Consider the following 24,957-nt stretch of genomic DNA (forward strand, 5'->3'; position numbering starts at 1 on the left):
TTTGAAGGTTATGTAACATAATTGAAACTACATGGTTTTCGTAAAAGTTTTTTAATTTACGTAAAATCTTGTAAATAAAGGCTTTGGGTTTAAAATGCTAAAATATCAATATTTATAGAAATAAATTGTAACATCATTAAAAATAAGTTGTTTTTTTTGCAGATATCTTAGCAACAAGTTTTTAATACATGTACAATGAATAAGATATTGATTTGGTCTGTTACTGCTGCACTGGCAGGTTTTCTTTTCGGTTTTGATACCGTAGTTATTTCTGGAGCTGATAAACAATTACAGCTTCTGTGGCACTCGTCAGATGCCTTTCATGGTTCAGTTGTTATGGCAATGGCATTATGGGGAACTGTAGTTGGTGCAATCTTTGGAGGAATCCCAACTAATAAAATAGGACGTAAAAAAACGTTGTTCTGGATTGGAATTTTATATTTCGCTTCAGCAATCGGTGCCGCTTTCGCTAATGACCCGTTTGTTTTTGCTGCCTTTAGATTTATTGGTGGTTTAGGAGTTGGTGCTTCTACTATTGCTGCTCCGGCTTACGTATCAGAAATTGCTCCGGCAGACAAACGCGGAAGATTGGTAGCCTTGTATCAGTTTAATATTGTATTAGGAATTTTAATTGCTTTTATATCTAATTACCTTCTAAAAGATATTGGCGAAAATGCCTGGAGATGGATGATTGGCGTTCAGGCAATTCCTTCTCTAATTTATATTCTTTTTATTTTGACTATTCCCGAAAGTCCAAGATGGCTTTTGTCTAAAAACCGTGACGAAGAAGCTCGTAAAGTTTTATATACGATTGATCCGTCTGCAAATATTACTGACTTAATAGACGATTCCCGTGAAAACGGTGTTGCCAAACACGAAAACATTTTCATGAAGAAATATCGTTTCCCTTTAATTCTGGCTTTTTTAATTGCCTTTTTCAATCAGTTTTCAGGAATTAATGCATTTCTTTATTATGCGCCAAGAATTTTTGAAGAAGCTGGTTTAGGACAAAATACAGCATTGCTAAGCAGTATCGGAATTGGAGTTACAAATCTTATTTTCACCTTAATTGGTGTGGCATTAATCGACAAATTAGGAAGAAAGTTGTTAATGTACATTGGTTCTGTTGGATATATTATCTCACTCGGATTAGTATCGGCTTCTTTTTATTACAATTGGGGAGGTTTATCGGTTCCTATTTTTCTTTTCCTTTTTATTGCTTCACATGCAATTGGTCAGGGCGCTGTAATTTGGGTTTTTATTTCCGAAATATTCCCAAATCATATTCGCGCATCCGGACAAGCGTTTGGAAGTTCCGTACATTGGGTTTTGGCAGCTATTATTCCGTCTTTAATTCCGATGTTGTTCTCAGAAATCGGCCCCGAAGTTGTATTCCTTATTTTTACATTGATGATGGTATTGCAATTATTATTTGTGATGTTTTTAATGCCGGAAACAAAAGGACTCTCTTTAGAAGCTTTAAGCGAAACACTAACTAACAAAAACAACCACAAAAATGAAATCAAAGAAACATCTGCCGTTAGCTCTTTATAGTGCTGCCTTACTGTCGATAATAGGATTAAAACCATCTTTTGCAATTGCACAAACTGTTGCCACAACTGTATCGAACACAGCGGAAGAACAAATGTATCGCCCACATTTTCATTTTACTCCAAAAAAAGGCTGGATGAACGATCCTAATGGAATGTTCTTTGCCAACGGATATTATCATTTGTTTTACCAACATTATCCTGATGGAAACACATGGGGACCAATGCATTGGGGACATGCGATTTCTAAAGATTTAATTAAATGGGAAGAACAGCCAATTGCGCTTTACCCAGATAAGGACAAATATATATTTTCAGGAAGTGCTGTTGTCGATACGGAAAACACATCTGGCTTAGGAACAGGAAAAACAGCTCCGATTGTTGCCATTTATACGTTGCATGATGTGACAAAGGAAAAAGCAGGCAAAATGGATGTGGAACAGCAGGATATTGCTTTTTCTAACGATAATGGTTTTACATGGCAGAAATTTGAGGAAGGAAATCCTGTCGTGAAAAACCCTGGAATTAGAGATTTTAGAGATCCAAAAGTATCCTGGGACAAGACACACAAACAATGGATCATGGCTTTGGCCGCACAGGATCGAATACAGTTTTACAAATCGTCAAATCTGAAAAATTGGGAATTTGCAGCTGAATTCGGAAAAAATATCGGTGCTCATGGCGGCGTTTGGGAATGTCCTGATTTCTTCGAAATAAAAGTGGAAGGAACAAAGGAAACCAAATGGGTTTTAATAGTAAATCTGAATCCCGGCGGGCCAAATGGAGGTTCCGGAGTTCAATATTTTGTTGGCGATTTTGATGGAAAAACATTTACTATGGACGCCGGTTTTGCTGAAAGAGTACAAAACGAAAAAGCAGTTTGGGCAGATTACGGAAAAGATAATTATGCAGGAGTGACATGGAATAATATTCCGTCTTCAGACGGAAGAAGATTATTTATCGGATGGATGTCAAACTGGGAATATGCACAGCAGGTTCCAACAACGACTTGGAGAAGCAGCACCACAATTCCGCGCGAACTGCAATTGGTTAAAAAAGGAACTTGTTATAATTTGGTAAGCAAACCCGTAAAAGAAATCAATAATTATGTTTCTAAAACAATTAAAACAAAAAGTTTAAACGGTAAAGAAATTAATTTAATTGAGAGCGGAAAAGCAGATTTAACACAGGCAGTTGTTAGCTTAGACTTAAAAAACTTGAAACAGGAAGATTATACTTTTACACTTTCAAATGCAAATGGAGAATCTTTAAGTTTTGGTCTAAACAATAAAGAAAATTATTTGTTCATTGATCGTTCTAAAGCGGGAAGAATTGATTTCTCGGATAAGTTTGCGACACCAGTAAGCAAAGCATTTTTGAAAGGAAGCCAAAAAAATGTCGCTTTTAAAATTATTCTGGATAAAACTTCAATTGAAATTTTTTATAACAATGGCGAGAAAGTGATGACGGAGATCTTTTTCCTGAACAAACCATTTTCAGCCCTTACTATTTCTTCAAAGCAGAAAATAGAACTAAAAAATGGGATTATTCAAGTATTAGACATTAATAAAAAGCAATAAGAAAATCGAATAGAATTTTTCTAATTCAATCCAAAAACAAATCGTACAACCGTTAGAAGGATAATCTCTTTCAGGCTCGTTGCATCTATTTGCAAAATAAAAAAACTGCTAGGGAATGGCAGTAAAACATCACTAACTATTAAAATAACCTTAACCAAACCAAAATTTATGAGAAATAAGATTTTTTATTTTCTATTTTTCTTTTTTCCAATGCTCATGATGGCACAGGAAAACGGAATAAAAGGAACGGTAATTTCCTCTGATGACGGAATGCCGCTTCCAGGTGCCACAGTAATGATTTCGGGAACCAATACCAGTTCGGTTACCGATTTTGACGGGAATTTTTCCTTTCCCAGCGTTGCTTCAGATGCTGTACTTGTAGTTTCTTTTGTAGGTTACAGTCCGCAATCCATTTCAGTTAAAGGGCAAAAAACAATCAACATAACGCTGAAAGTCGATAACAATCAACTGAATGAAGTTGTGGTAACAGGATATTCTAAACAAAAGAAAACGGATATTACAGGGGCAGTTGCCGTTGTAAACATGAAAGACGTTATGAAACAGCCGGAGCCAAACCCAATCAAAGCTTTGCAGGGAAGAATTGCCGGAGTAAAAGTGTCGTCTGACGGCTCGCCAAGCGGAGGAAATACAAAAGTGGTGATTCGCGGTGTTGGAACTTTGAACAATACAGATCCGCTTTATGTAATCGACGGAATGCCAACCAAATCGGGAATGCACGAATTGAATCCTAATGATATTGAGACTATTCAGGTTTTAAAAGATGCTTCTTCAGCAAGTATTTACGGTTCTAGAGCTTCAAACGGTGTAATTATCATTACAACCAAAAAAGGAAAAGAAGGAAAAATGAGAATCAATTTCAGTACGTATGCCTCATTTTCTGATTATTCAAGAAAGTTGGATGTGCTAAATGCAAACCAGTTTGGACAGGCACTTTGGCAGGCAAATATTAACGACGGATTGAATCCGAATAATAACAATTTGCGTTATCAGTTTGACTGGTCAGTAAACAACAATAAACCGCAATTGAACAAAGTTTTGGTTCCGGAATATTTAGATGCTCAGCAAACGCTAAAATCTTCAAATACCGATTGGTACGATGCGATTTCTCAAACCGGAGTTGCCAATTCTTATGATTTATCGGTTTCAAATGCTTCTGAGAAAGGGAATTATGTTTTCTCTTTAGGATATTACGGAAATGAAGGGGTGGTAAAAACGACTGATTTCGAAAGAATTTCTGCCAGAATGAACAGTTCATACAAGTACTTTGACGGAAAATTAGTTATTGGGGAAAATTTCAGCTTAAACCGCACTAACGAAGTGACAGATCCAGGCGTTTTAGATCCGGCATTGCGAGCACTTCCAATTATTCCGGTGCATACTGTAGATGGAAAGGGATGGGGAGGACCTGTTGGAGGAATGAACGACAGACAAAATCCGGTTCGTCTTTTAGAGTATAACAAAGACAACAAATACGATTATCTGCGTCTTTTTGGCAATGCTTACGCCGATTTGGAAATCATTAAAAACCTGCACATTAAAACGAGTTTCGGAATGGATTATGGTTTTTATAAAAAACGCACGCTGCAAAGAAGTTACAAATCGGGTTATCTCCAAAATGATCAGACTTCTGTTACAATTGATCAGTCAATCAGCGACAAATGGACTTGGACGAATACAGCAATTTATAGTTTAAACTTTGGAAAAAGCAATCTTAATTTGATGGCGGGAACGGAGATGTATAAAGATACTTATGATACAAATACATTGCGCAAAAATGACTTTCTGATCGAAACGCCGGATTATATGTATCCGGATGCAGGAACAGGAGAATCTTTCACCAGCGGAACTTCAACCGTATATTCTTTGCTTTCGTATTTTGGAAAAGCAGACTATGAGTTTGACAACCGTTATCTGGTTTCGGCTACTATTCGCCGTGACGGTTCTTCCCGTTTTGGTAAAAACAATCAGTTTGGAACATTTCCCGCGGTTTCTGCAGGATGGAGAATTAGCAATGAGAGTTTTATAAAAGATAAAATAACCGCTATTTCTGATTTAAAATTAAGAGCAGGATGGGGACAGACCGGTAATCAGGAAATCAGCAATACAGCAGTCTATTCGCTTTATCTGGCAAGTTACGCGGGCGGAAGCCCAACCTGGGCCACTTCTTATGGAACGGCTTACGATATCGCAGGAAACGGAAACGGATTGCTTCCGTCTGGTTTTATCGCAACGCAGTCAGGAAATGATGATTTAAAATGGGAAACTACGACACAGACCAACGTTGGTTTGGACTTTGGTTTATTCAAGCAAAAACTAAGCGGTTCTGTAGATTATTATATCAAAAAAACAGATGATATTTTGGTATTGCCACCGTATTTAGGAGTTATAGGAGAAGGTGGAAATCGTTGGGTAAACGGAGCTTCGATGGAAAATAAAGGTTGGGAATTTTCTTTGGGGTATCATGACGAAACTTCATTTGGATTGAAATATGATATTTCAGGAAACATTTCAGCAAACAAAAATAAAATCACAAAACTGCCGGATGAAGTAAAAAACAATTATGGAGGAAACGGACTGGATGATAATATTTTAGGACGACCAATTAATTCGATGTACGGATATGTTACTGATGGATTGTTTACAAGTCAGGATCAGGTTGATAATTCGCCAATTCAGGAAGGAAAAGGACTTGGCAGAATTCGCTATAAAGACTTAAATGGAGATGGCGTAATTACAGACAAAGACCGCACATGGATTGGAAACCCAAACCTAGGATTGCTGTACGGCATCAATTTGAATTTGTCTTATAAAAACTTTGATTTCACTACCTTTTGGGAAGGTGCGACAGATGTTGATGTCATCAATAACACAAAGTATCAAACTGATTTCTGGAGTGTCGATGATGTTGGATCAAATAAAGGAACCCGTCTGCTGAATGCTTGGTCTTTGGATAATCCAAATTCAACTATTCCGGCATTGACAACAGTAGATAGAAATGCGGAGTCAAGATTCTCGACTTATTATGTAGAAAACGGAAGTTACCTTAAACTTAGAGTTTTACAGTTTGGCTACAGTCTACCAAAAGAATTATTGAAAAAATTAAGCATGGAAAGCTTCAGACTATACATAAGCGGTCAGAACCTATTGATTCTTGATGCGAAAAGCTTCACAGGCGTAGATCCTGAAAATGCAGGTTTTGGATATCCGCAGCCGACAACTTTTACTGCTGGCCTTAATTTCACTTTATAATAAAAGATTTAAAAATGAAAAAACTACTATATATAGCAGGATTTGCAGCGATGGGCTTCTTCGCTTCCTGTTCCGATTTTTTAGAAAATGATCCCCGTGGCGTACTATCGGAAAAAGATATTGTTACGCCTGAAAATGTTGAAGGATTTATGAACGCAGCTTACGCGCAGTTAGGAAATGACCATTATGATTCTCCGTACAGTTTATGGCCATTTGGAAATGTCCGTTCAGATGATGCCTACAAAGGCGGAAGCGGTACTAATGATATTCAGGATTTTCACTTTTTTGAAGTATCCAATAATATCCGTCCAGATTTCGGCGAATTGGATAGTTTCTGGTACATCAGTTATGTTGGTGTTTCAAGAGCCAATAAAGCATTGAAAGCTTTGGAACAAATCTCAGAAGCCGATTATCCGTTGAAGAAAACAAGAATGGCTGAGATGCGTTTTTTACGAGGGCATTTTTATTTTATGCTGAAAATCATGTTTAGAAATGTGCCTTATATTACTGAGGATATTGCAGTAGAAGATTACAAAACAATTTCAAACAAAGCGCTTTCAAACGAAGAGCTATGGAGTAAAATCGCTGAAGATTTTCAGGCTGCAGCCGAAAATTTACCCGATGCGCAACCAGAAGTTGGCCGCGCGACTAAAAAGGCGGCTTATGCATATTTGGCAAAAACAAGATTGTATCAGGCCTATACTCAGGACGAAACGTTTAAAGTTACAGGAATCAATCAGCAGCATTTACAGGAAGTAATTGCAGCAACGGATAAAGTAATTGGAAAAGCTTCTTTAGAACCTGATTTTGCCAATAACTTCTTGCCGGGAACTTATGAAAACGGACCGGAATCTATTTTCTCCATTCAGTTTTCAGACAACGATGGAACTTTATATGGAAGATTGAATTTTTCAGACGTTCTTTCTACACCGCAAGGTTTAGGCTGTTGCGATTTTCATAAACCAAGCCAGAATTTGGTGAATGCTTTTAAAACTGGAGCAAATGGTTTGCCAGAGTTTGATACATACAACAACGAAGATTTTGATTATAAAAATATAGATGCAAATACAGTTGATCCAAGATTATATCATACCGTTGCAATGCCTGGTTTGCCTTATAAATATGATCCAGAATTTTTATATGTTGAAGCTTGGGTACGATCTCCAGGAACGTATGGTTATTATGCTTCATTAAAAGAAAATGTTGCCCCAAATTGCAGCTGTGTTGTAAATATTGATCCATTTTACGGAAATTCTAAAAACAGAATTCAGATTCGTTATGCCGATGTGATTTTGATGCGTGCCGAAGCTTTGATTGAGTTAGGAAGACAATCTGAAGCTTTGCCGTTGATTAATGAAATCAGAAAAAGAGCGGCGCAGAGTACAGGAAGACTTCCGTATGTAAGCAACTTCAAAATTAGTACTTATGTTGACGGAAGCAATTGCAACTGGACACAGGATTTTGCCCGTAAAGCTTTGCGTTGGGAACGTCGTTTGGAATTGGCCATGGAAGGAAGCCGATTCTTTGACCTTGTTCGTTGGGGAATTACAGATCAGGTCATGAATGATTTTTATGCAAAAGAAAAAACAAAACGTACCTATTATCAGGATGCTTTTTTTGATGCACATAAAGAAGAATATTGTCCAATTCCGTTGAAGCAAATTAATTTCAGTCAGGGATTGTACAAACAAAATCCAGGTTATTAATCTTTAAAGAATCAGCAATATGAAAAAAGCTTTAAATAAATATTGGATCAAAGTGTCTATAGTATTCGCAATGATTTTTATGATTACTGCCTGCGAAAATAGTTTTGAAACTGGCGGATTTGATGTGAGTTCGCCATCAAATGTGCTTTCATTTAAATTAAATGGAGTTTCAGGGAACATTGATCAGGCGACAGGTAAAATTACGGTTATAATGCCTTACGGATCTGATATAACAGCCATAAAACCGGAAGTTGTTTTTGTCGATGGCGCAACTTCAAATCCGGAATTAAATTCGGCTATGAATTTTACAAATCCGGTAAAGTTTAGAGTGGTTAATGATAATTTATATAAAGATTATACAGTAACGACAACCGTTTTAAGTCCGATTAAGAGTTTTACAATTAATGGCGTTGCAGCAACAGTAAACGACATTAGCAAAACGATTACCATGACGCTTCCAGAAAGTACCGATTTAACAGTGCTAAAACCAGTAATTGAAACAACAGATGGAGTTACGATTTCACCAGCATCAGGAGCAACAATTGATTTTACTAATGCTGTGACTTTTGTAATAACATCAAAGGGGAAAAGCGTTAATTATACGGCAAACGTTGGAGTTCCAGTTACAGGATTAACGGTTGCATTTTTAGGAACTGCGGCTACAAGATCCGGAATTACAAATATGGATGAAGTTACGGCTTCAAACTGGTTGTTTGATAATTTCCCGGGAGCGAAATACATTTCTTTTGAAAGTATTCAAAACGGTGCCGATTTAAGTGATATTGATGTGATTTGGTGGCATTTTGATTCGGCTACAAATTTACCTTCTGTGGCTTATAATCCTAACGTTACTAATGCATTGAAAAATTTCAGAACAAATGGAGGAAACTTGCTTTTGACTTCTTTTGCTTCTCAATATGTTGATGCTTTAGGAATTGTTCCGTCAGGAAAAGGACCGAATAATGTTTTTGGAGATTTTCTTCCAAACGGTTTTGTAGACGGAAATTCATGGGGAATGTCATTCGTTGGTCATGAAGGCCATCCAATATTTCAAGGTTTAATCACTTTTGAAGCGGGAAAAGCCAATTTATTGCAAAGCGGCACTTTCAGATTAAACCATACAGCGTGGTGGTTTTTACCGGAATGGGGCGGATACAATAATGGAGAAGGTTGGAGAAACCAGACCGGAGGAACCAATCTGGCAAGTGAAGCTTGGGATAATGAACTGAACGGAAGAGTTACCATTGCGGAATTTCCAAATACAAGCAACAACAAAAATGTAATAGTTATTTCTATGGGAGCTTACGATTGGTACAATGAAACGAATAGTAGCGGAGTGCCAAGTCAGGCAAACGAGTTTATTACAAATATCAAACTACTGACACAAAACAGTATCAATTACTTAGCAGCAAAATAACCCACTTTGAATTTAATTAAAATGAAATATAGAAATATAATCACAATCGCCTCGGTTTTCTTTTCACTTGTTTCTTGCAGTCAGGATGAAAATTATATTGGAGGTTCTATTTCAGGAGGGAATTCGGAAATTACAAGTGTTTTTCCTGTTCCGCCAGCGCAATGGATGGGCACAACAGATCCCTATTATAGTGCAGGTTATACCGGAGATATTATGCCTTTTTTCGATAACGGAAAATTTCATATTTATTTTTTGCATGACGCACAGAATAAGCCTGCTGGAAAAGGATTTCACGATATTCATGAATACCAGAGCACAGATTTATCGCACTTTACATATGAAGGTCAAACTATTCCGTATGGTACAGCTCTAGAACCAGATTTTGCAATAGGTACAGGATCGGTTCTCAAAGTGGGGAATGTTTATTACTTTTATTATACAGGGCACAATGAAAATCCGGCTTTTGTCCAGTCGAATGCAAGAGAAAGTGTTTTATGTGCAACCAGCAGCGATTTGAAAAAATGGACAAAAGTGCAGTCTTTTAAGATTACTGCGCCAGCGGGGTATTACAATTATGATTTCAGAGATCCGCATGTGTTTTATAATGATGAATTGAAAAAATATTCAATGCTGGTAAGTACGCAGACAGAACCGGTAAGAAAAGCTGTTTTGCTGCATTTTACAAGCGCAGATCCTGCATCAGGAAAATGGGATGTTCAAGCTCCAATTTATACCACAACGCCTGAAGATAATTATCTGATGATGGAATGTGCGGATATTTTCAAAATGGGAAGCAATTGGTATTTGATTTTTTCTGAGAATTGGAGTGGCAATAAAGGAACGCACTACAGAATTTCATCATCTATAAACGGTCCGTGGACAAAACCGGAAAATGACAGAATTGACGGAGAATATTTTTATGCTGGAAAAACAGCTTCTGACGGAAATAAAAGATATGTTTTTGGTTGGAATGCGAGAAAAACGCCTGAGAATGATTTAGGAAACAAGGATTGGGCAGGAAATATGGTTATTCATGAATTGATTCAAAATTCAGATGGAACTTTGGGAGCGCAATCGCCGAAATCGGTTAAGGATTTATTTTCGAAAAAGAATGCTACTGTAGAGGTAGATGCAATTTCATCAAATGCAACAGCTAATAATGGAACTTATTCTTTATCAGGAGAGGCAGAAAAAGCAATGGTTACTTTTAAAAGCGTTGGAAAGAAAGTCAAAATAAAAGCCGAAGTCACTTTAGCGAAAGCTAGCGGAACAACCGGATTTGTTTTTCATACCAATGATACAGGAAGCTATTATAAAGTAGTTTTAGATATTGCTAATGCTAAAATAAGCGGTTATAATTCGGCTTCACAGGAAATGACACGCTTGCCATTTGCTTTTCAAATCAATACAAAATACACTATTGAAATAATTGCTGAAGGAAGTGTTGTCGTAGTTTATATTGACGGAAAAGTAGCACTCACCAACCGCATTTATGGAAGAGACAAAAACAAATGGGGTTTAATTGCTGAAGGACAAACGAGTACAATCTCAAATCTTCAGATAACCCAGCCTGAATAAGAACAATAATAAAATATTTTAGAATGAATAACGGAAAAAACCTTAAGGCGGTGGCATACGGAGAGGTACTTTGGGATGTTTTTGCCAATGAAAAAAAGATTGGCGGAGCTCCATTGAATGTAGCCTTGCGCATGAAAACGTTAGGTTGCGAAGTGGCCATGATAAGCTGTGTAGGAAATGATGAAGACGGGAGAGCAATAAAAGAGCAAGTGAAACAACTGGGACTTGAAACGGATACAATCGTAGTTTCTGAAGATTTTCCAACTGGTTTGGTTAATGTTACCTTGAATGAGCGTGGATCGGCAACTTATGAAATCAGTTATCCGTCTGCCTGGGATAAAATTGAATTGAATGAATTGGCAAAAGCAACGGTAAAAGCGGCTGATGTTTTGATTTATGGAAGTTTGGTTTGTCGCGACGATGTTTCAAGAAAAGCTTTGGAAGAACTGCTTGACAATGATGTTTATAAGGTGTTTGATGTGAATCTAAGAAAACCTCATTATACCTATGAAATTCTGAACCAGCTTATGCTATCGGCTGATTTTATAAAATTTAATGATGAAGAATTGCTCGAAATTGCAAAAGCCATGAAATCTCCTTTTGAAAGTCTGGAAGAAAACATGACTTTCATTGAAGAAAAAACGAAAGCGACTGCAATGTGTGTAACAAAAGGAAAACATGGAGCATTGTTATTGTGGAAAGGAAAAATTTATGAAAACGGCGGTTACCCAATCGAGGTTGCCGATACGGTAGGTGCCGGTGATTCTTTCTTGGCTGCTTTAATCACTTCATTGTTAACCGAGAAAGATCCTCAGAATTCAATTGATTTTGCCTGCGCTGTAGGTGCGCTTGTTGCTGAAGCGCCTGGCGCAAATCCGGAAGTTCCAAATTCTAAGATTGAAAATTTAATGGCTGCAACTAAAATTTAAGTTATTTACAAAAAGACTCATGGTATTTGATTAATTGCCATACTTGTTTTTTTGAAGTTAAGCCTGATATCAAAATGAACATGCCCCAAAAAGTTAGGCAATATTTGGGGCATTTTTTAGAAAAGAATCCGATTTTCCAAATAGAGAAATTATTTTGGTTAGTGTTTAATAAAACGCTGATTCTAAATTTGCCTAGCTTTTTATATAAACACTTCTTTTATTAATGGGGTATTTAGTGTCTGTCTTCCATTGGCTTTCTGAATTTGGTATAGATGTACTGTTAGGGATTGATAGAAATCGTTGATTATTAAGACTTTTTTTTTCACAGCAACTTCCACATTCTAAATGCTATTTTATTGCATTTTAAATCGAAATCAAAGCCATTTGTTTTTCAGCCCAAGCACTCATTTGGTTGATGAAAGGAATTAACTCAATGCCTGTTTCAGACAACGAGTATTCAACTCGAGGCGGTACTTCGAGATATACTTTTCTGAAAATCAATCCATCAGCTTCTAATTCTTTTAAAGTCTGTGTGAGCATTTTTGGTGTGATTCCTTCAATGTTCCTTTTTAGTTCGCCATAGCGTAAGATGTCATCTTTTAGCGACCATAAAATTCGGCCTTTATATTTTCCTCCAATTCGCTGAAAAGCGTAATCAACTGGGCAATATGCTTTTATGTTTATTTTTTTTGCCATTTTTTTTTTTTTTTGTTTTTAAAATGCTGATTTTCAGTATTAGTATGGTTTTGGTATGTAAGGTACTTATTTGTATGTACTTGTGGTAAAGATATTATATTGTTTTCTTTGTTAGAGGAATTATTAATATATTTTATTAAAAAGATTCTGATTTTCATTCGCGATAGATTGTTTTTTACTACGTTTTAATCATTTTAAATACTAAGAATTATGACAAACACCCAGGAATCAAATAATCAAGAAATTACGGTATTAGAGCTTCGCAATTATTTATTAAAGCCTAATATGACAGACGAGTTTAAAAAGTACTTCAATGCTCATTTTGTTGCTCCAATGCATAATCTTGGCGGTTTTACTTTGGGACAATTTAAAATTGACAGCGTAAATGATAGATTTGTATGGTTTAGAAGTTTTAATAATATGGAAACAAGAATAAAATTCTTAAATGATTTTTATGTTGACAGTAAAACTTGGAAAGACTTTGGAAAAGGAGCCAATGAGATGATGATCAATTCAGACAACATTTATTTGCTGCGTCCACTTGCCACAAGTATTTCTACCAATTTCTTAGACGCGAGTCATAAAATTGTTGTGGTGAATTTTTATAGCTGCAACAGTACACTAGACAAAGTAATTGCTCTTTTTAATACTGAATATATGCCATTTTTAGAAAGCATAGAGATTAAAAATACAACACTTTGGGTCAGTGAAATGCAAGAAAATGATTTTCCCAGACTTCCAGTTTTTCAGGACAAAAATCTTTTGGTTTCTATTTCATCTTTTGAAAATGAAAAAGACTATCAATTAAAACAAAAATTGATCAATGAAATGGACAACCACCTGAAACAATCGATGCAGCAATTAATCACGACACAAAATGCTTTATTGCTTGTTCAATAAAAAAACAACTTTTCAAATATTTATTACTCATCTGACAGGATGATGTCTAAAAAAATATAGTTTATGGAAAATACTATTGCAATTTATGGCGCATACGGACATACAGGAAAATTTATTGTAGCAGAACTTTACAGACAAGGCTATAGAAATTTGATTCTCTCTGAAAGAGATTTGGAAAAACTGGCTGCTTTGCTTCCGTTTTTTCCGGATTCAGAAATAAAAGCGGCAGACATCGATGATCCAAAATCATTAGATGAAGCTTTTAAAGACATCAAAATTATTATAAACGCTGCTGGTCCATATTTGGATACTTCGGCGCCCATAATTAAAGCGGCTTTAAGATCTGGCAGTCATTATATTGATTTATCGGCAGAACAAAAACCTGTGTTGGATATTATTGATGAATTTTCAGAAGAAGCCAAAAATAAAGAAATCTTAATCATTCCAGCAGCCGCCTTTTATGGCGGGTTGGCTGATGTATTGGCGACTCAATTAACAAAGGAGTGGGAGCATACAGATGAAATCAACGTGTATATTGGTCTGGATTCCTGGCATCCTACAAAAGGGACAAGATTGACAGGAGATAGAAACCACTACAAAAGATTAACGTTCAAAGACAATCGCTTGAAGGAACTAGAACCAACTCCTTCAAAAGAATGGAATTTTAAAAAACCAATAGGCAGCAAAGAAGTGGTGAGCCTGCCTCTTTCGGAAATCATTACGATTTCGAACCATTTAAACGTGAATACGGTTAATACGTATTTGAGTCAGAACTCTTTAGACGATCTTAGAAACAACAATACGCCAGAGCCAAAACCGACAGATGAAAAAAACAGATCTTCACAGCAATTTAGCCTTGAAGTCGTTGCTGTAAAAGGTAATGAAGAAAGAAGAATTTCGGCTCAAGGCCAAGATATTTATGCTGTGACTGCTCCCTTGGTTGTAGAGGCGGTAAACGGAATTTTATCTGGAAAAGCAGCTTCAAGCGGTGTAAAGACACTGGGAGAAGCATTTACAGCGGGCGATTTTTTAAATTCGCTGCAGGAAGATGATATAAAAATTACTATGGTAGAGAAATCATACGTAAAATGATAGAATTTTAGGATTTGATTTCTTAGCATTATGGGGAAAGCTGCGTGAGTAGTTTTACAGCAGTCTTTTTTTGACCATAAATCAATGGTTCGGCGTTTTTTGTTTTATGGATAGTAGTGAATATGTTTCAGATTATAATTTGCAACCACTTTTTTTGAGTCTTTAAGCCATTCTGTTATCCGCGTTTTAATTTTGCTGCTGAAAAACGTATTTTAATTAATAAAAAAAATAAAATATTGAATATTAGCAGGTTTCCCATTTTTTTAATGTTATCTTTGAGCAATTAAATACATAAAAATGCAAGAAGGTACAGTAAAATTTTTCAATGAAGAAAAAGGATTTGGATTCATAACTCCTAATAACGGAGGAGCCGAAGTTTTTGTTCATGCTTCAGGTCTATCAGAAAACATCCGCCAGGATGATCAAGTACGATACGACATACAGGAAGGCCGTAAAGGTCCAAACGCAGTAAACGTAGTCGTAGCATAACCATACTATCACATTTAACTTATAATGGCATCTGCTAAGCAGGTGCCTTTATTATTTATATCGATTATTATGCTATAAGTTTACTATATGAAAACTTCTATTCACGTGGTTGCTGCTTTGCTATTTAAATAGATAAAGCTTTTCAATTTTTAATTCTCAGCTGTATTCAAGTGGAAATGACATATTTGGGCATGCTAAAGAAGTGGTTTTGGATTAGTAAATGTTTTTTCAGGGCACCTCCATTTATAAATGCGCTATGCCTGAAAACCTAGTTCATCTTCTAATTCTTGATGTCTACCAGCTCGTAACGTAATCGTACTGCTGATGATTTAAACTCAGCACAGTAAACTTGATTTCTCATAAATCCTAATATATTTATTTTTTATTGAAACAGCCTTAAAATTTATGCCCCAGCAAAACAGCAGCTCCAAATTAAAAAAAAGTATTTAACTGGCGCAAAGCAATCAGCCTTTTATAATTATTTGATAAAGTTTATGGGGGCAGTTTTTTATTAAAATTATGGGGTTTAGATGTATTGGTTTTTTGCTTTTTATTACTTTTACTTATGATGTTTGAAGTTTTTGCCACATACCTTCGTGACCATACAGACTTTTCAGATGAAGATCTGGAAGTTATCTGCGCGGCAGGCGTTCAGAGAAACCTGCGTAAATGGCAGCCCTTGCTCCAGGATGGAGAAATATGGAAGATCAATTGTTTTATTGCCAGCGGGTCTTTAAGAATTTACAGGATTTCAGATGATGGCAGAGAACATACATTTAGGTTCGGGGTTGAAACATGGTGGGTTACAGATGCAGAGAGTTACAATATGGAGAAGCCTTCGCTTTACAACATCGAAGCATTGGAGAACAGCACCGTTATTGTCTGGACAAAGGAGAAATGGACCTCACTGATGAGAGAAATACCAGCATTAAAGGCATTTCAGGATCGATTGACGGCCAGCAGTTATGAAGCAAGCCAGCGTCGCATATATTCTTTAATAAGCTCTTCGGCAGAAGAAAAGTATACCGAATTCCAAAAGACATACCCCACTATTTTTAATCGGGTGCCCCTTCATATGGTGGCTTCCTATTTGGGGATATCAAGGGAAACGGTCAGCAGGCTCAGGAAAAATTTCACAAATCGTAAATGAAAAAACCTTCAAAATTTCTTTGAAGGTTTTTCAATCAGCATGTGGATCATTAAAGAATGGGGTGGAGGCCGCCCACTTTGCTGACGCTTTCCAGCAGCGAGGCAATATGCAGGATGGTTGTTTCGGCCTGCCAGCTTCCGACAAGCTGTATATTGATGGGCATGCCGTCAGTGCTCGTTCCAAAGCGCATCGAGATGCCCGGCAGTCCTGTAATGTTAAGCGGCACGGTTGCCCCCTGAAGATAGGTGGCATCGACCTTCTGCCCATTTATAAGGAAATCCCCAGCACCATGCTTATGGGCTGGTATTGGAAGCACATGGGTTAGAAGCGCGTCATATTTCTGGAAGTATGCCGCAAATCCGTCTTTCAGGCGTTCTGATGCCTGTTCTGCTTCAATGTAGTCTTTCATTGAAGTGTCGGGCAGCGAAAGCATCGTTTTGGCCATTTTATAAATCTCATCATCGCTTCTTCCTGCGACGGCCTCAAGAAAAGCGGGTTTCATCTCCATTACATGCAGGCGGTTGAAAACATCAAGGGCAAAGTCTTTTTCAAGCGCGTGTATGCGCACAGGTTCTACTAGTATGCCTAATTCCTTAAGGGCCCTTGATGCAGTTTCCACCACAGCGGCAACCTCAGGGTCTACAGGTCCGAAACCGGGTCCGACCATCCAGCCTACTTTGAGCCGGCGTGAGGGCAGCTTTCCGATACCTGCGTCAAACTGCACCGTACTTGAAGAGTAGCCGTCCAGGCCGTCAGGGCCTGAAAGCAGCGAAAAGCTTAAGGCAAGGTCACGGATGCTGCGCGCCATAGGTCCAGTGTGCCAGAAACGGCGCGGAGCGCGGGGCCAGACCCCTGTCATAGGTACACGCCCGTGGGTGGCTTTAAGGGACGCAATGCCAGTCTGCGCTCCCGGGCCGCGGACAGAAATCGCCAGGTCGGTACCCAGTCCGAGCGGGGACATGCCCGCTGCAATGGCAGCTGACTCCCCGCCGCTGGAACCGCCTGGAGTGCGGCTCAGATCCCAAGGATTGTTGGACCTGCCGCTAAGCAGGTTGTCACTTTCAATCCAGTACGAGAATTCCGGAAGATTGGTTTTTGCCAAAAGGATGCCTCCGGCACCTTTTAGCCGCGCTACGCTGGTGGCATCTTTTTCAGGGATTCGTCCCTTGAAAATCGGCGAACCTCGCTGGGTCAGCACATTTGCCGTGTCTATGGAATCCTTAACGGTAAAGGGTACGCCGTGCAGAGGGCCCAACTCATTTCCTCTCATAACGGCTGCCTCTGCGGCCTGTGCGTCTTTCATGGCATCCTGGGCAACCGAAACAACTGCATTGATGCTTGGATTGAGCTCCTCAATCCGGTCCAGGTGCGCCTTTACTATTTCGACGGGAGAAATCTCACGTCTGCGGATCATTTCTGCAAGCTTTGTGGCATCCTGATAATAAATTTCATCTTGATTTTTCATAATCTTACTATTTTACTGTATCACTGTATTGTCTTGTCTCTCTCTAATTTCCTTTCCATAAGAAGACAGAACAAAGTTGGGTAATATCAGTAAGCTGCAACGATGTCAAATGACACAATTTGAAATTGACATTTGTCACAGTTTTTATCCGCGCTCTAGCATGGCATCAGCATTTTGTGGATAAAGGCAGAAGACGGCCGGTTGTATATCAGCTTTTCAAGGATAGATAAGAAACCGCTTGTCCGTGAAAGCAGAAACAGCGGCAGGAGGCCTTCGCTGTTTTTCCAAAATCATATGACGCTGCCCTTTGTTCTGGTTTTTTATTTATTTGAAGTAAAGCCCAAAAAAATAAGAGGCCGTCTCAAAAGTCGAGACAACCTCTTATTAGTATTAACAGATTTTATTCTAAAGAGATTTTAATCTATTTTTTTGCCGCGTTGAGATTATTTATTGCCTTTCCTTCAAATTTGCCGAAATCGACCCACATATAATCATAAATCCTGCTGCAGAAAAACCATTTGCCGTTTATTTTTTCCATCGTGTCGTTAAATACACCGTAATTATTGTAATATTTTTCAGAAGGGCCTTGTCCTACCTCATGAATAATCCATCTGGCGGCAGCTTGGTTTCCATTAACGTTGATAACGCCTGAATGAACAAACTGGACAAAAAAGTCCCTTTCGTCACGAAGGAATTTTATGTGGGCGCAGATATCATCCACACCTGTTTTGGTAACATTTGCCGGTTCGTTGATCGTGAAAACGCCATCATCTTTCCAAAGCAGCCTTAATTTGTCGTAATCCGCAGTGGTGGCGGCATCTGCAAATTCTGCAGCAAGATTTCTGATTGCTGATTCGTCTTCAAGAATCAATATTCTTTCCTCAATAGTTTTCATTATGACTTTAATTTAAATTACAGTGCAAATTTATTGAAGGAATGATATACCAATGCTGTACATACAGCGGCATTAATGGGACATTCTTCGGATGTCGACACGGTATTCCACCGGGGTCAATCCTGTTTCACGTTTGAAAAAACGGTTGAAGTAAGAGGCATCGGTAAACCCTAGATTATATGCAATTTCTTTTATTGGACTGTTAGTGTGCATCAGCAGCCGCCTTGATTCCATAACCAGCCTGTCATGAATATGCTTGATGGCCGGTTTGCCGCTTTGTTTTTTTACGGATTCACTTAAATGCCCTGCAGATATATGGAGCAGCGAAGCATAATGGCTTACTTCATGGAGTTCGGCAAAGCGCTCGTTGACTTTTGCCAAAAAACTTTTCAGCAAAGTTTTATCGGCGGCGATGCCGCTGTCCGAAGCCTGTTCATCATATAGACGACTGAGGTGGGTTAGTAAAACAGTTAAGTAGGCGCCCAGCATTCTATTCTGCCACTGGCTTGGCTGTTGATATTCAAGCATAATTTTTGAAATGATATCTTCAACCAGAATCATGTTCGTTTCTTCAAGGACCAATTCCGGAAATGTTCCGGGATTTTTGATAATGGGCAATGTTGCTATAGATGTTTCCTGAAATGTCAAAAAATCTTTTGTGAAAGCAATTCCTATACTTGTTAACTGGACCATTTGCTCTTTTACTATTACCTGATCGGGACCCATAAAGTAAATAGCATTGTCCTTTAATGAATAAGGTGTCATATCGATCCACTGCCGTCCTCCGCCCTGACGAATCAATACAAGGAGGTAGTAATCTTTTCGATGAGGAAGCAGAACTTCTGAACGGTCCGGAAAGTCTCTGTTAAAGCTATACATCCTGAATTGCTTATTTCCGCTCTCATCTGGCTTTAAGCTGTAAATTGGAATTGGTTCCTGACTGGTTTGAAGCTGCATTGATTAGGGATTAAAGTTTGTTTGCTGTTGAAAAGCAGGCAGTTGCTGAATGTTTGATTAAACATTTTTACAATTCGGAATGTTTTTCCTGAATCGTTTATCAGATCAAAGATATGGAAATTCAAACGGACTATTTAATTTTAAATTGCCAGACTATGGATAGATCATTAATGGTGAGGCTGCTGAATATTGCTGCATTATAGGGTTAGGAATAAAGAGCCGTTGAAATAAACCAGATGTGTAGAGGACTAAATCAGTTTTCTGCATCAGCTGAGCATCAATTAATAATCTAGAATTGGAGCCTTACAAATTTCCTGCTGTTGAATGCGATTTGCACCGAAGGCAGTAGCTATAATTATTTTCGCAGCTCTTACCGATATATGTTCCAATCTTCTGCGTCGAAACCCGGCACAAAAGGATTTCACCCCTATCGGGGCTGCAGGAGTTCTGCGGAGGGTTTTGACTTTGGAGATTTACTGTATTACTGTGGGTGTATGTTTTCCAAAACAGTACGGCTTAAAGCTGGATTAAATATTCAAAAACTGCCTTTAGCACCGTTTCTGAACATTAGAATAAAACAAAAGGTTTCTATAGAATCAACCATTAAATTCAGCTGAAATCGGAAAAGCGATTCGAAATTTTTTAAAATAGTTTGGAAATTAGCAGGCTTAATTTCAGCTGCATATCTGCGGCCGCTCCAAACAGCATCAAAATAACAAACCATTCACTCTTTTCTCTGATCCGGCATGGATTGTTCCGGCATAATCAAGCCGGTTCCACTTCTAAATTTTGGCTGCCAGTTAAAGATATTTGAGATTTAACAGCAGCAGGGATTATGTTTCTTTTTACAATATTCCAATTCGAGTTCTGTCCTGTCTAAAAGTTTTTCTAAAAGTTTTATTTTGTCCTCGTACAGCCCTTTTAAAATTTTGCATTCATTAAAATTTACCTTATCGGCATGGTCCGCCGCATTTAAATTTTTAATGTATGTCTGGCTGTTAAAATTTATTATATCTTCTGTGCTGACTTCCAGGATTATGCTGATTTGTTGTAATTTAGCGTATGATATGCTGGTTTTTCCTTTTTCAATTTTACTGTAGCCTGCTTGCGTAATGCCCAGCTGATCAGCCATATACTGCTGGGTGTAATTTCTCAGCTCCCTTATATTTTTAATTTTATTCTTTATTGATTCTGTCATGTGGTTTTATGGATAGGATAGGGCGGCCAGGACCGGTGGGCGCGAAATTTAAGTCCCTGGTCAGGTTCGGTAAACCATGTCAGGCTTCATGTTGTTTTTTAATTATAGTTATAAGCAGATTCCTAAGCTGCAACTTTGTTAAGCAATTGTTTTGGGTTTGCCGGATCTTTATTAAATTTCTAACCTTTTATCTCCATAATGGCCGGGTTCTCCTGTTTAACTTTTTTAAGATTTGGAAAGTCTCTTTATCTTCAGACATTATTAAGGCTTTAACGGCAGTGATATGCAGGATGTTTCTGCGGCGGCTGATGCCTGTAATTTTATCAACGGATAAATGCGTCCTTTATTTATGCGCATCATTCACCCTTGGTTTTGCCCTGGATTATTCTGTTATATCTTTTATGGGATAAAACGATTTAAAACTAAACCGATAGTTTTTAAAAGTTCTGTTTTATTTTATGCAAAAGTAAGCCTGCAGCAGATATAATGCTAGGATAGAATACTTCATTTATAGCACTATTGTCCCTTATAAAAATTTTAGGTTGCTTTATTTCTCTGTTCTGGTCTGCAGATTTAGTTTTTTATTTTAAAGCCTTGCCTTTTCAAGGCAGTTGTACTTGTGAGAGGACCTGCAGAGATTACGGAGGCTGCGCTGCTGAAATTTGGATCTCATTGCATTGCCGGAACTCAGTGATGCGGAAAATTTCATCAGCTGGGTATCGTTTTTCTTTTAGTGCTGCGCATTTGGGAAAGTCGGCAGAGAGACCCATTTTATTTTTCTGCGCAGCTCTGTGGATCCATGCATGAATTATGCCCCTGCGGTTATATTTTATTTCCAGGCCGTGGGACTTCGCATGCTGAAACTTCGTAATATTACAAAAACAGCAAGAAGGTGCCGGAGAAATAATTTAGCGGGTTTCCGGACACGCATTTATAAACACAAAAATATGGGAGCTTTCAGCGTCACGGGAGATTATGATTTGATTTTGATGGCAGCGGCTTTGCTTTACGGATACCTTGTAACAATGAAAAAAAAGAAAAGGCGGTAGGCCGGAAGGCCCCTTCCAAATAAGACAGATAGAAGTTTTCAGCTTGTTTTTGCGGCATATTTAAACATTTTTTGTTTCTTTAATAAAAAAGCGGTACATCGGCAGCTTTGCGCTCTTCTGCTATTTATCTATCCCATATTTTAAACCATACTATGTGGTCTCTAATGCAATTAAAAGTAAAATAAGAGTGTCAGGGAACTTTACATAATTCCCATCTTTGGAATGGAAATTATGTAATTTTTTCAGATAAGTTTGGAAAGGCCAGCCAGAAGTTTTAGTTTCAATTCATTAGCAGCTGGATAAGGTTTATAATTTATTTCTAAAGTATCTGCAGAGCAGTGCCGCGCTATATAAAACGGGGTATATACAACTTATTATACAATGCGGATGTCTAATCTGCGGTGGAGCTCAAGAACCGTCAGCGGCGCCCGGAGGAAATTCTTATTAATGACCTTGAAAGCTGCACACATGGACAGGAGCAGGCCAGGAGGCGGTTCGGATTTTTATGCCGTGAAGCCATCTATGCAGACAGGGCATCATGCCGGCCTGTTTAACACTTTTTTAACCCGGTAGGAATTATGAAACATTCCCATATATTAATGTAACATCCCCCCTCGGATAACAGGGTAAATTGCTTTTAAAAAACATGCCGTAATGGAAAGAACTTTACACCTTTTAAAAGACATAGTGGATAATGCCCCGCTTCCCATCGGGGTGTATGCAGGAAGAGAATTAAGGATAGTAATTGCCAATCAGGCGATGGTAAAAACCTGGGGAAAGGGCAGCGGGGTGATAGGAAAGACTTATTTCGAGGTGGTCCCCGAGATTGAAAAGCAGCGTATTTTTGATGAAGCCCTGAAGGCCTATGACAGCGGGAATGCTTTCCATGCGGTGGACAAAAGAGTGGATCTGGTACATGACGGCACAGAGAAGACCTTTTATTTCAATTACTGTTTCATACCGCTTTTCGATGCTCAGGGACAGGTCTATGGGTTGATGAATACCGGAATGGACGTCACGGACCTTCATCTTGCACGTGAGAAGGCGCAGAGCTCCTCCGAACAGCTCCGCATGGCTGTCGAGGCTTCAGGTCTGGGCACCTACGAGATCGATCTGATAAACGGAAATATTGCCACCTCTGGCAATTTTAAGGCCATATGGAATATAGAAGGGCCCATTACAAATGAGAAAATTATCTCAAGGCTGCATCCTGATGACATTGCTGTAAGAGAGCAGGCGCACAGAGAGGCCGAGCATACCGGTCTTATCAGCTATCAGGCAAGAATAGTGGAGGAGCACCAGCCGGTGCGGTGGACTAAGATAAACGGAAAAATAATCAAGGATCAGAACGGCAGCGCCGTTAAAATCACTGGTATAATAGAGGATATCGGACGCCAGAAAGCCCTGGAGCAGCAGCTCAGGGAAGAAGCGCAGAAGAGCAATCAGGAGCTCCGACGCTCCAATGAGGAGCTGCTTCATTTTGCCAATCTGGTCAGCCACGACCTCAAGGAGCCTCTGCGGAAGATCAAGACTTTTATCAGCCGCATTATAAGCGAAAGCTCCGGGGGGCTTTCTGAAAAGCAGCAGTGGTATCTACAGAAAATGGATCATACCGCCCAGCGGATGCATAATGTCATTGAAGGTATTCTCGCCTATTCAGGCGCCGATAAGAAAACGCAGCCTGTGGAATGGGTGGACCTTAATGAAGTGATGCGCGATATCAAGACCGACCTGGAGCTGGTAATCCAGGAGAAGGGTGCTGTTTTAATCGCCTCTGAGCTGCCTGAAATACAGGGCTCAAGTATTCTACTCCAGCAGCTTTTCTATAATCTGGTGCACAATGCCCTGAAATTTTCAAGGGCCGAAGTGCCTCCAAGGATCACTATCAGTTCTGAGCTTATTGATGAAAATGGAGCCAAGGGGGTGCGTATCTGCATTGAGGACAACGGCATAGGTCTTGATGAGGCCTTCACAGAGAGGATCTTCACGGCTTTTGAGAGGCTTCATTCCAAAGACCAGTTTGAAGGCAGCGGTCTGGGTCTTTCAATCTGCAGAAAGATTGTCCAGCGCCACGGGGGAACCATAAATGCATCCGGGCAGAAGGACAAAGGGTCTGTCTTTACCCTGCAGCTTCCCCTGCGCCAGCAGAGCGACTCCTTGTAGGCGAGGGACGGTTTTAACATAAGCAGTGGGAGCTGTAGGGATTAATTAATGGAATGATTAACAGACTTGTTTTGTAAATTCCATTTTGCCACGGATTTCTTACCACTCTTTTTTTTCGGTTTTTTAGTTTTACAGGCTGCCTTGTGCCCCGTGCGCCGTAAAGTCAATACACTGGATTTGCTGCTTATTTTAATATTTTTGCCACATCGAAGTCTTTTATCTATTTATATGCTACATTTGGTGCTTATAAAAACCTTTGAGATGATAAGTTCCGAAAATTCACAACCCGTCCCTGATGGGGAAATCGGCAAAGAGCCGCTGAAAATTATACTAGCAGAAGATGATAAAGAGGACCAGGAATTATTCCTTGATGCCCTTGGAGAAACTGATGTTGATTCTGAGGTGACCGTGGTGGAGAACGGGCAGGAGCTATTGGATAATCTCAAAGATGAATCCCAGTCAGATCCTGATATGATTTTTATTGATATCAATATGCCCGTTAAAGGAGGCGTGCAGGCGCTGGAAGAAATTAAGGGCGATGAAAACCTTAAGGATATCCCGGCCGTTATGCTCTCTACCTGGGACCATCCCTTGGATGTTGAAGATGCTTTTGCGAAGGGGGCGGATCTTTATGTGCAGAAGCCGAATTCTTTTGCCGGCTTTGTTTTGATCCTCAAAAAAGTGTTCTTTCTGCACTGGGCAAAAGCTTTACTTGCTCCGGTCAGGAAACTGTTTTTTGTTTCGGAAAAGAATGTATCCTAGGTGGATTCCTAAAGGCCTTTGCCGAGTCAGCCGCTTATTTTTTCGCTGTGGTACAGGGTGAGCCATTTTTTCCATTTTCTGGAGCAACTGGATTTCTTTTGGATCGCCTGT

At 38.9% G+C, this 24,957-nt stretch carries 18 protein-coding genes; 13 read left to right on the forward strand and 5 right to left on the reverse strand.

All coding sequences use genetic code 11. The features are described 5' to 3' along the window. Positions 1–195 precede the first annotated feature (195 nt). The 7 genes from ABDW27_RS22465 (at position 196) to ABDW27_RS22495 (ending at position 12,030) form a co-directional block, all read left to right on the forward strand. Complete coding sequence (locus tag ABDW27_RS22465; RefSeq protein ID WP_343697963.1) at positions 196–1,554, forward strand: sugar porter family MFS transporter; 1,359 nt, start codon at positions 196–198, stop codon at positions 1,552–1,554. After that, positions 1,517–3,130: a glycoside hydrolase family 32 protein gene (locus ABDW27_RS22470; protein WP_343697964.1), complete on the forward strand. Its 1,614-nt coding sequence runs from the start codon at positions 1,517–1,519 to the stop codon at positions 3,128–3,130. Before ABDW27_RS22465 ends, ABDW27_RS22470 begins: the two co-directional genes overlap by 38 nt. Positions 3,131–3,298: 168 nt before the next feature. Beyond that, positions 3,299–6,400, forward strand: coding sequence for a TonB-dependent receptor (locus ABDW27_RS22475; RefSeq protein WP_343697965.1), 3,102 nt, complete (start codon positions 3,299–3,301; stop codon positions 6,398–6,400). Positions 6,401–6,414: 14 nt separating this feature from the next. Then, positions 6,415–8,106, forward strand: coding sequence for a RagB/SusD family nutrient uptake outer membrane protein (locus ABDW27_RS22480; protein WP_343697966.1), 1,692 nt, complete (start codon positions 6,415–6,417; stop codon positions 8,104–8,106). Positions 8,107–8,125: 19 nt separating this feature from the next. After that, positions 8,126–9,523, forward strand: coding sequence for a DUF4960 domain-containing protein (locus tag ABDW27_RS22485; RefSeq protein WP_343697967.1), 1,398 nt, complete (start codon positions 8,126–8,128; stop codon positions 9,521–9,523). Between the two features lie 21 nt (positions 9,524–9,544). Continuing rightward, entirely contained in the window at positions 9,545–11,101 is a 1,557-nt protein-coding gene (locus ABDW27_RS22490; RefSeq protein ID WP_343697968.1) for a glycoside hydrolase family 32 protein, read from the forward strand. Between the two features lie 23 nt (positions 11,102–11,124). Beyond that, the gene (locus tag ABDW27_RS22495; RefSeq protein WP_343697969.1) at positions 11,125–12,030 is read left to right on the forward strand and encodes a carbohydrate kinase; all 906 of its coding nucleotides are present in this window, start codon (positions 11,125–11,127) and stop codon (positions 12,028–12,030) included. Between the two features lie 363 nt (positions 12,031–12,393). On the opposite strand, the gene ABDW27_RS22500 is transcribed toward ABDW27_RS22495, so the two are convergent. Continuing rightward, entirely contained in the window at positions 12,394–12,726 is a 333-nt protein-coding gene (locus tag ABDW27_RS22500) for a helix-turn-helix domain-containing protein (protein WP_343697970.1), read from the reverse strand. Positions 12,727–12,936: 210 nt separating this feature from the next. Here ABDW27_RS22500 and ABDW27_RS22505 point away from each other — a divergent pair, with 210 nt between their 5' ends. The 4 genes from ABDW27_RS22505 (at position 12,937) to ABDW27_RS22520 (ending at position 16,357) form a co-directional block, all read left to right on the forward strand. Next, positions 12,937–13,626, forward strand: a complete 690-nt coding sequence (locus ABDW27_RS22505; protein ID WP_343697971.1) for a hypothetical protein — start codon at positions 12,937–12,939, stop codon at positions 13,624–13,626. Between the two features lie 63 nt (positions 13,627–13,689). After that, the gene (locus ABDW27_RS22510; RefSeq protein WP_343697972.1) at positions 13,690–14,718 is read left to right on the forward strand and encodes a saccharopine dehydrogenase NADP-binding domain-containing protein; all 1,029 of its coding nucleotides are present in this window, start codon (positions 13,690–13,692) and stop codon (positions 14,716–14,718) included. A gap of 297 nt (positions 14,719–15,015) precedes the next feature. Continuing rightward, positions 15,016–15,207: a cold-shock protein gene (locus tag ABDW27_RS22515; protein ID WP_343697973.1), complete on the forward strand. Its 192-nt coding sequence runs from the start codon at positions 15,016–15,018 to the stop codon at positions 15,205–15,207. A gap of 565 nt (positions 15,208–15,772) precedes the next feature. Further along, positions 15,773–16,357, forward strand: a complete 585-nt coding sequence (locus ABDW27_RS22520; protein ID WP_343697974.1) for a Crp/Fnr family transcriptional regulator — start codon at positions 15,773–15,775, stop codon at positions 16,355–16,357. Between the two features lie 49 nt (positions 16,358–16,406). Here ABDW27_RS22520 and ABDW27_RS22525 read toward each other — a convergent pair whose 3' ends face one another. The 4 genes from ABDW27_RS22525 to ABDW27_RS22540 form a co-directional block, all read right to left on the reverse strand. Further along, on the reverse strand, positions 16,407–17,822 hold the full coding sequence (locus ABDW27_RS22525; protein ID WP_343697975.1) for an amidase: 1,416 nt from the start codon (positions 17,820–17,822) through the stop codon (positions 16,407–16,409). A 421-nt stretch (positions 17,823–18,243) separates the two neighbouring features. Further along, entirely contained in the window at positions 18,244–18,717 is a 474-nt protein-coding gene (locus ABDW27_RS22530; RefSeq protein ID WP_343697976.1) for a nuclear transport factor 2 family protein, read from the reverse strand. Positions 18,718–18,789: 72 nt separating this feature from the next. Continuing rightward, positions 18,790–19,674, reverse strand: coding sequence for a helix-turn-helix transcriptional regulator (locus ABDW27_RS22535; protein WP_343697977.1), 885 nt, complete (start codon positions 19,672–19,674; stop codon positions 18,790–18,792). Positions 19,675–20,491: 817 nt separating this feature from the next. Next, the gene (locus ABDW27_RS22540; RefSeq protein ID WP_343697978.1) at positions 20,492–20,872 is read right to left on the reverse strand and encodes a helix-turn-helix transcriptional regulator; all 381 of its coding nucleotides are present in this window, start codon (positions 20,870–20,872) and stop codon (positions 20,492–20,494) included. 1,703 nt (positions 20,873–22,575) lie between these two features. Between ABDW27_RS22540 and ABDW27_RS22545 the strand changes: the two genes are divergently transcribed. Together ABDW27_RS22545 and ABDW27_RS22550 are read left to right on the forward strand one after the other, a co-directional pair. Beyond that, entirely contained in the window at positions 22,576–24,084 is a 1,509-nt protein-coding gene (locus ABDW27_RS22545; RefSeq protein ID WP_343697979.1) for an ATP-binding protein, read from the forward strand. A 261-nt stretch (positions 24,085–24,345) separates the two neighbouring features. Continuing rightward, on the forward strand, positions 24,346–24,846 hold the full coding sequence (locus tag ABDW27_RS22550) for a response regulator (protein ID WP_343697980.1): 501 nt from the start codon (positions 24,346–24,348) through the stop codon (positions 24,844–24,846). Positions 24,847–24,957: the final 111 nt, after the last annotated feature.

This window comes from Flavobacterium sp. (assembly GCF_039595935.1).
Lineage (GTDB): Bacteria > Bacteroidota > Bacteroidia > Flavobacteriales > Flavobacteriaceae > Flavobacterium.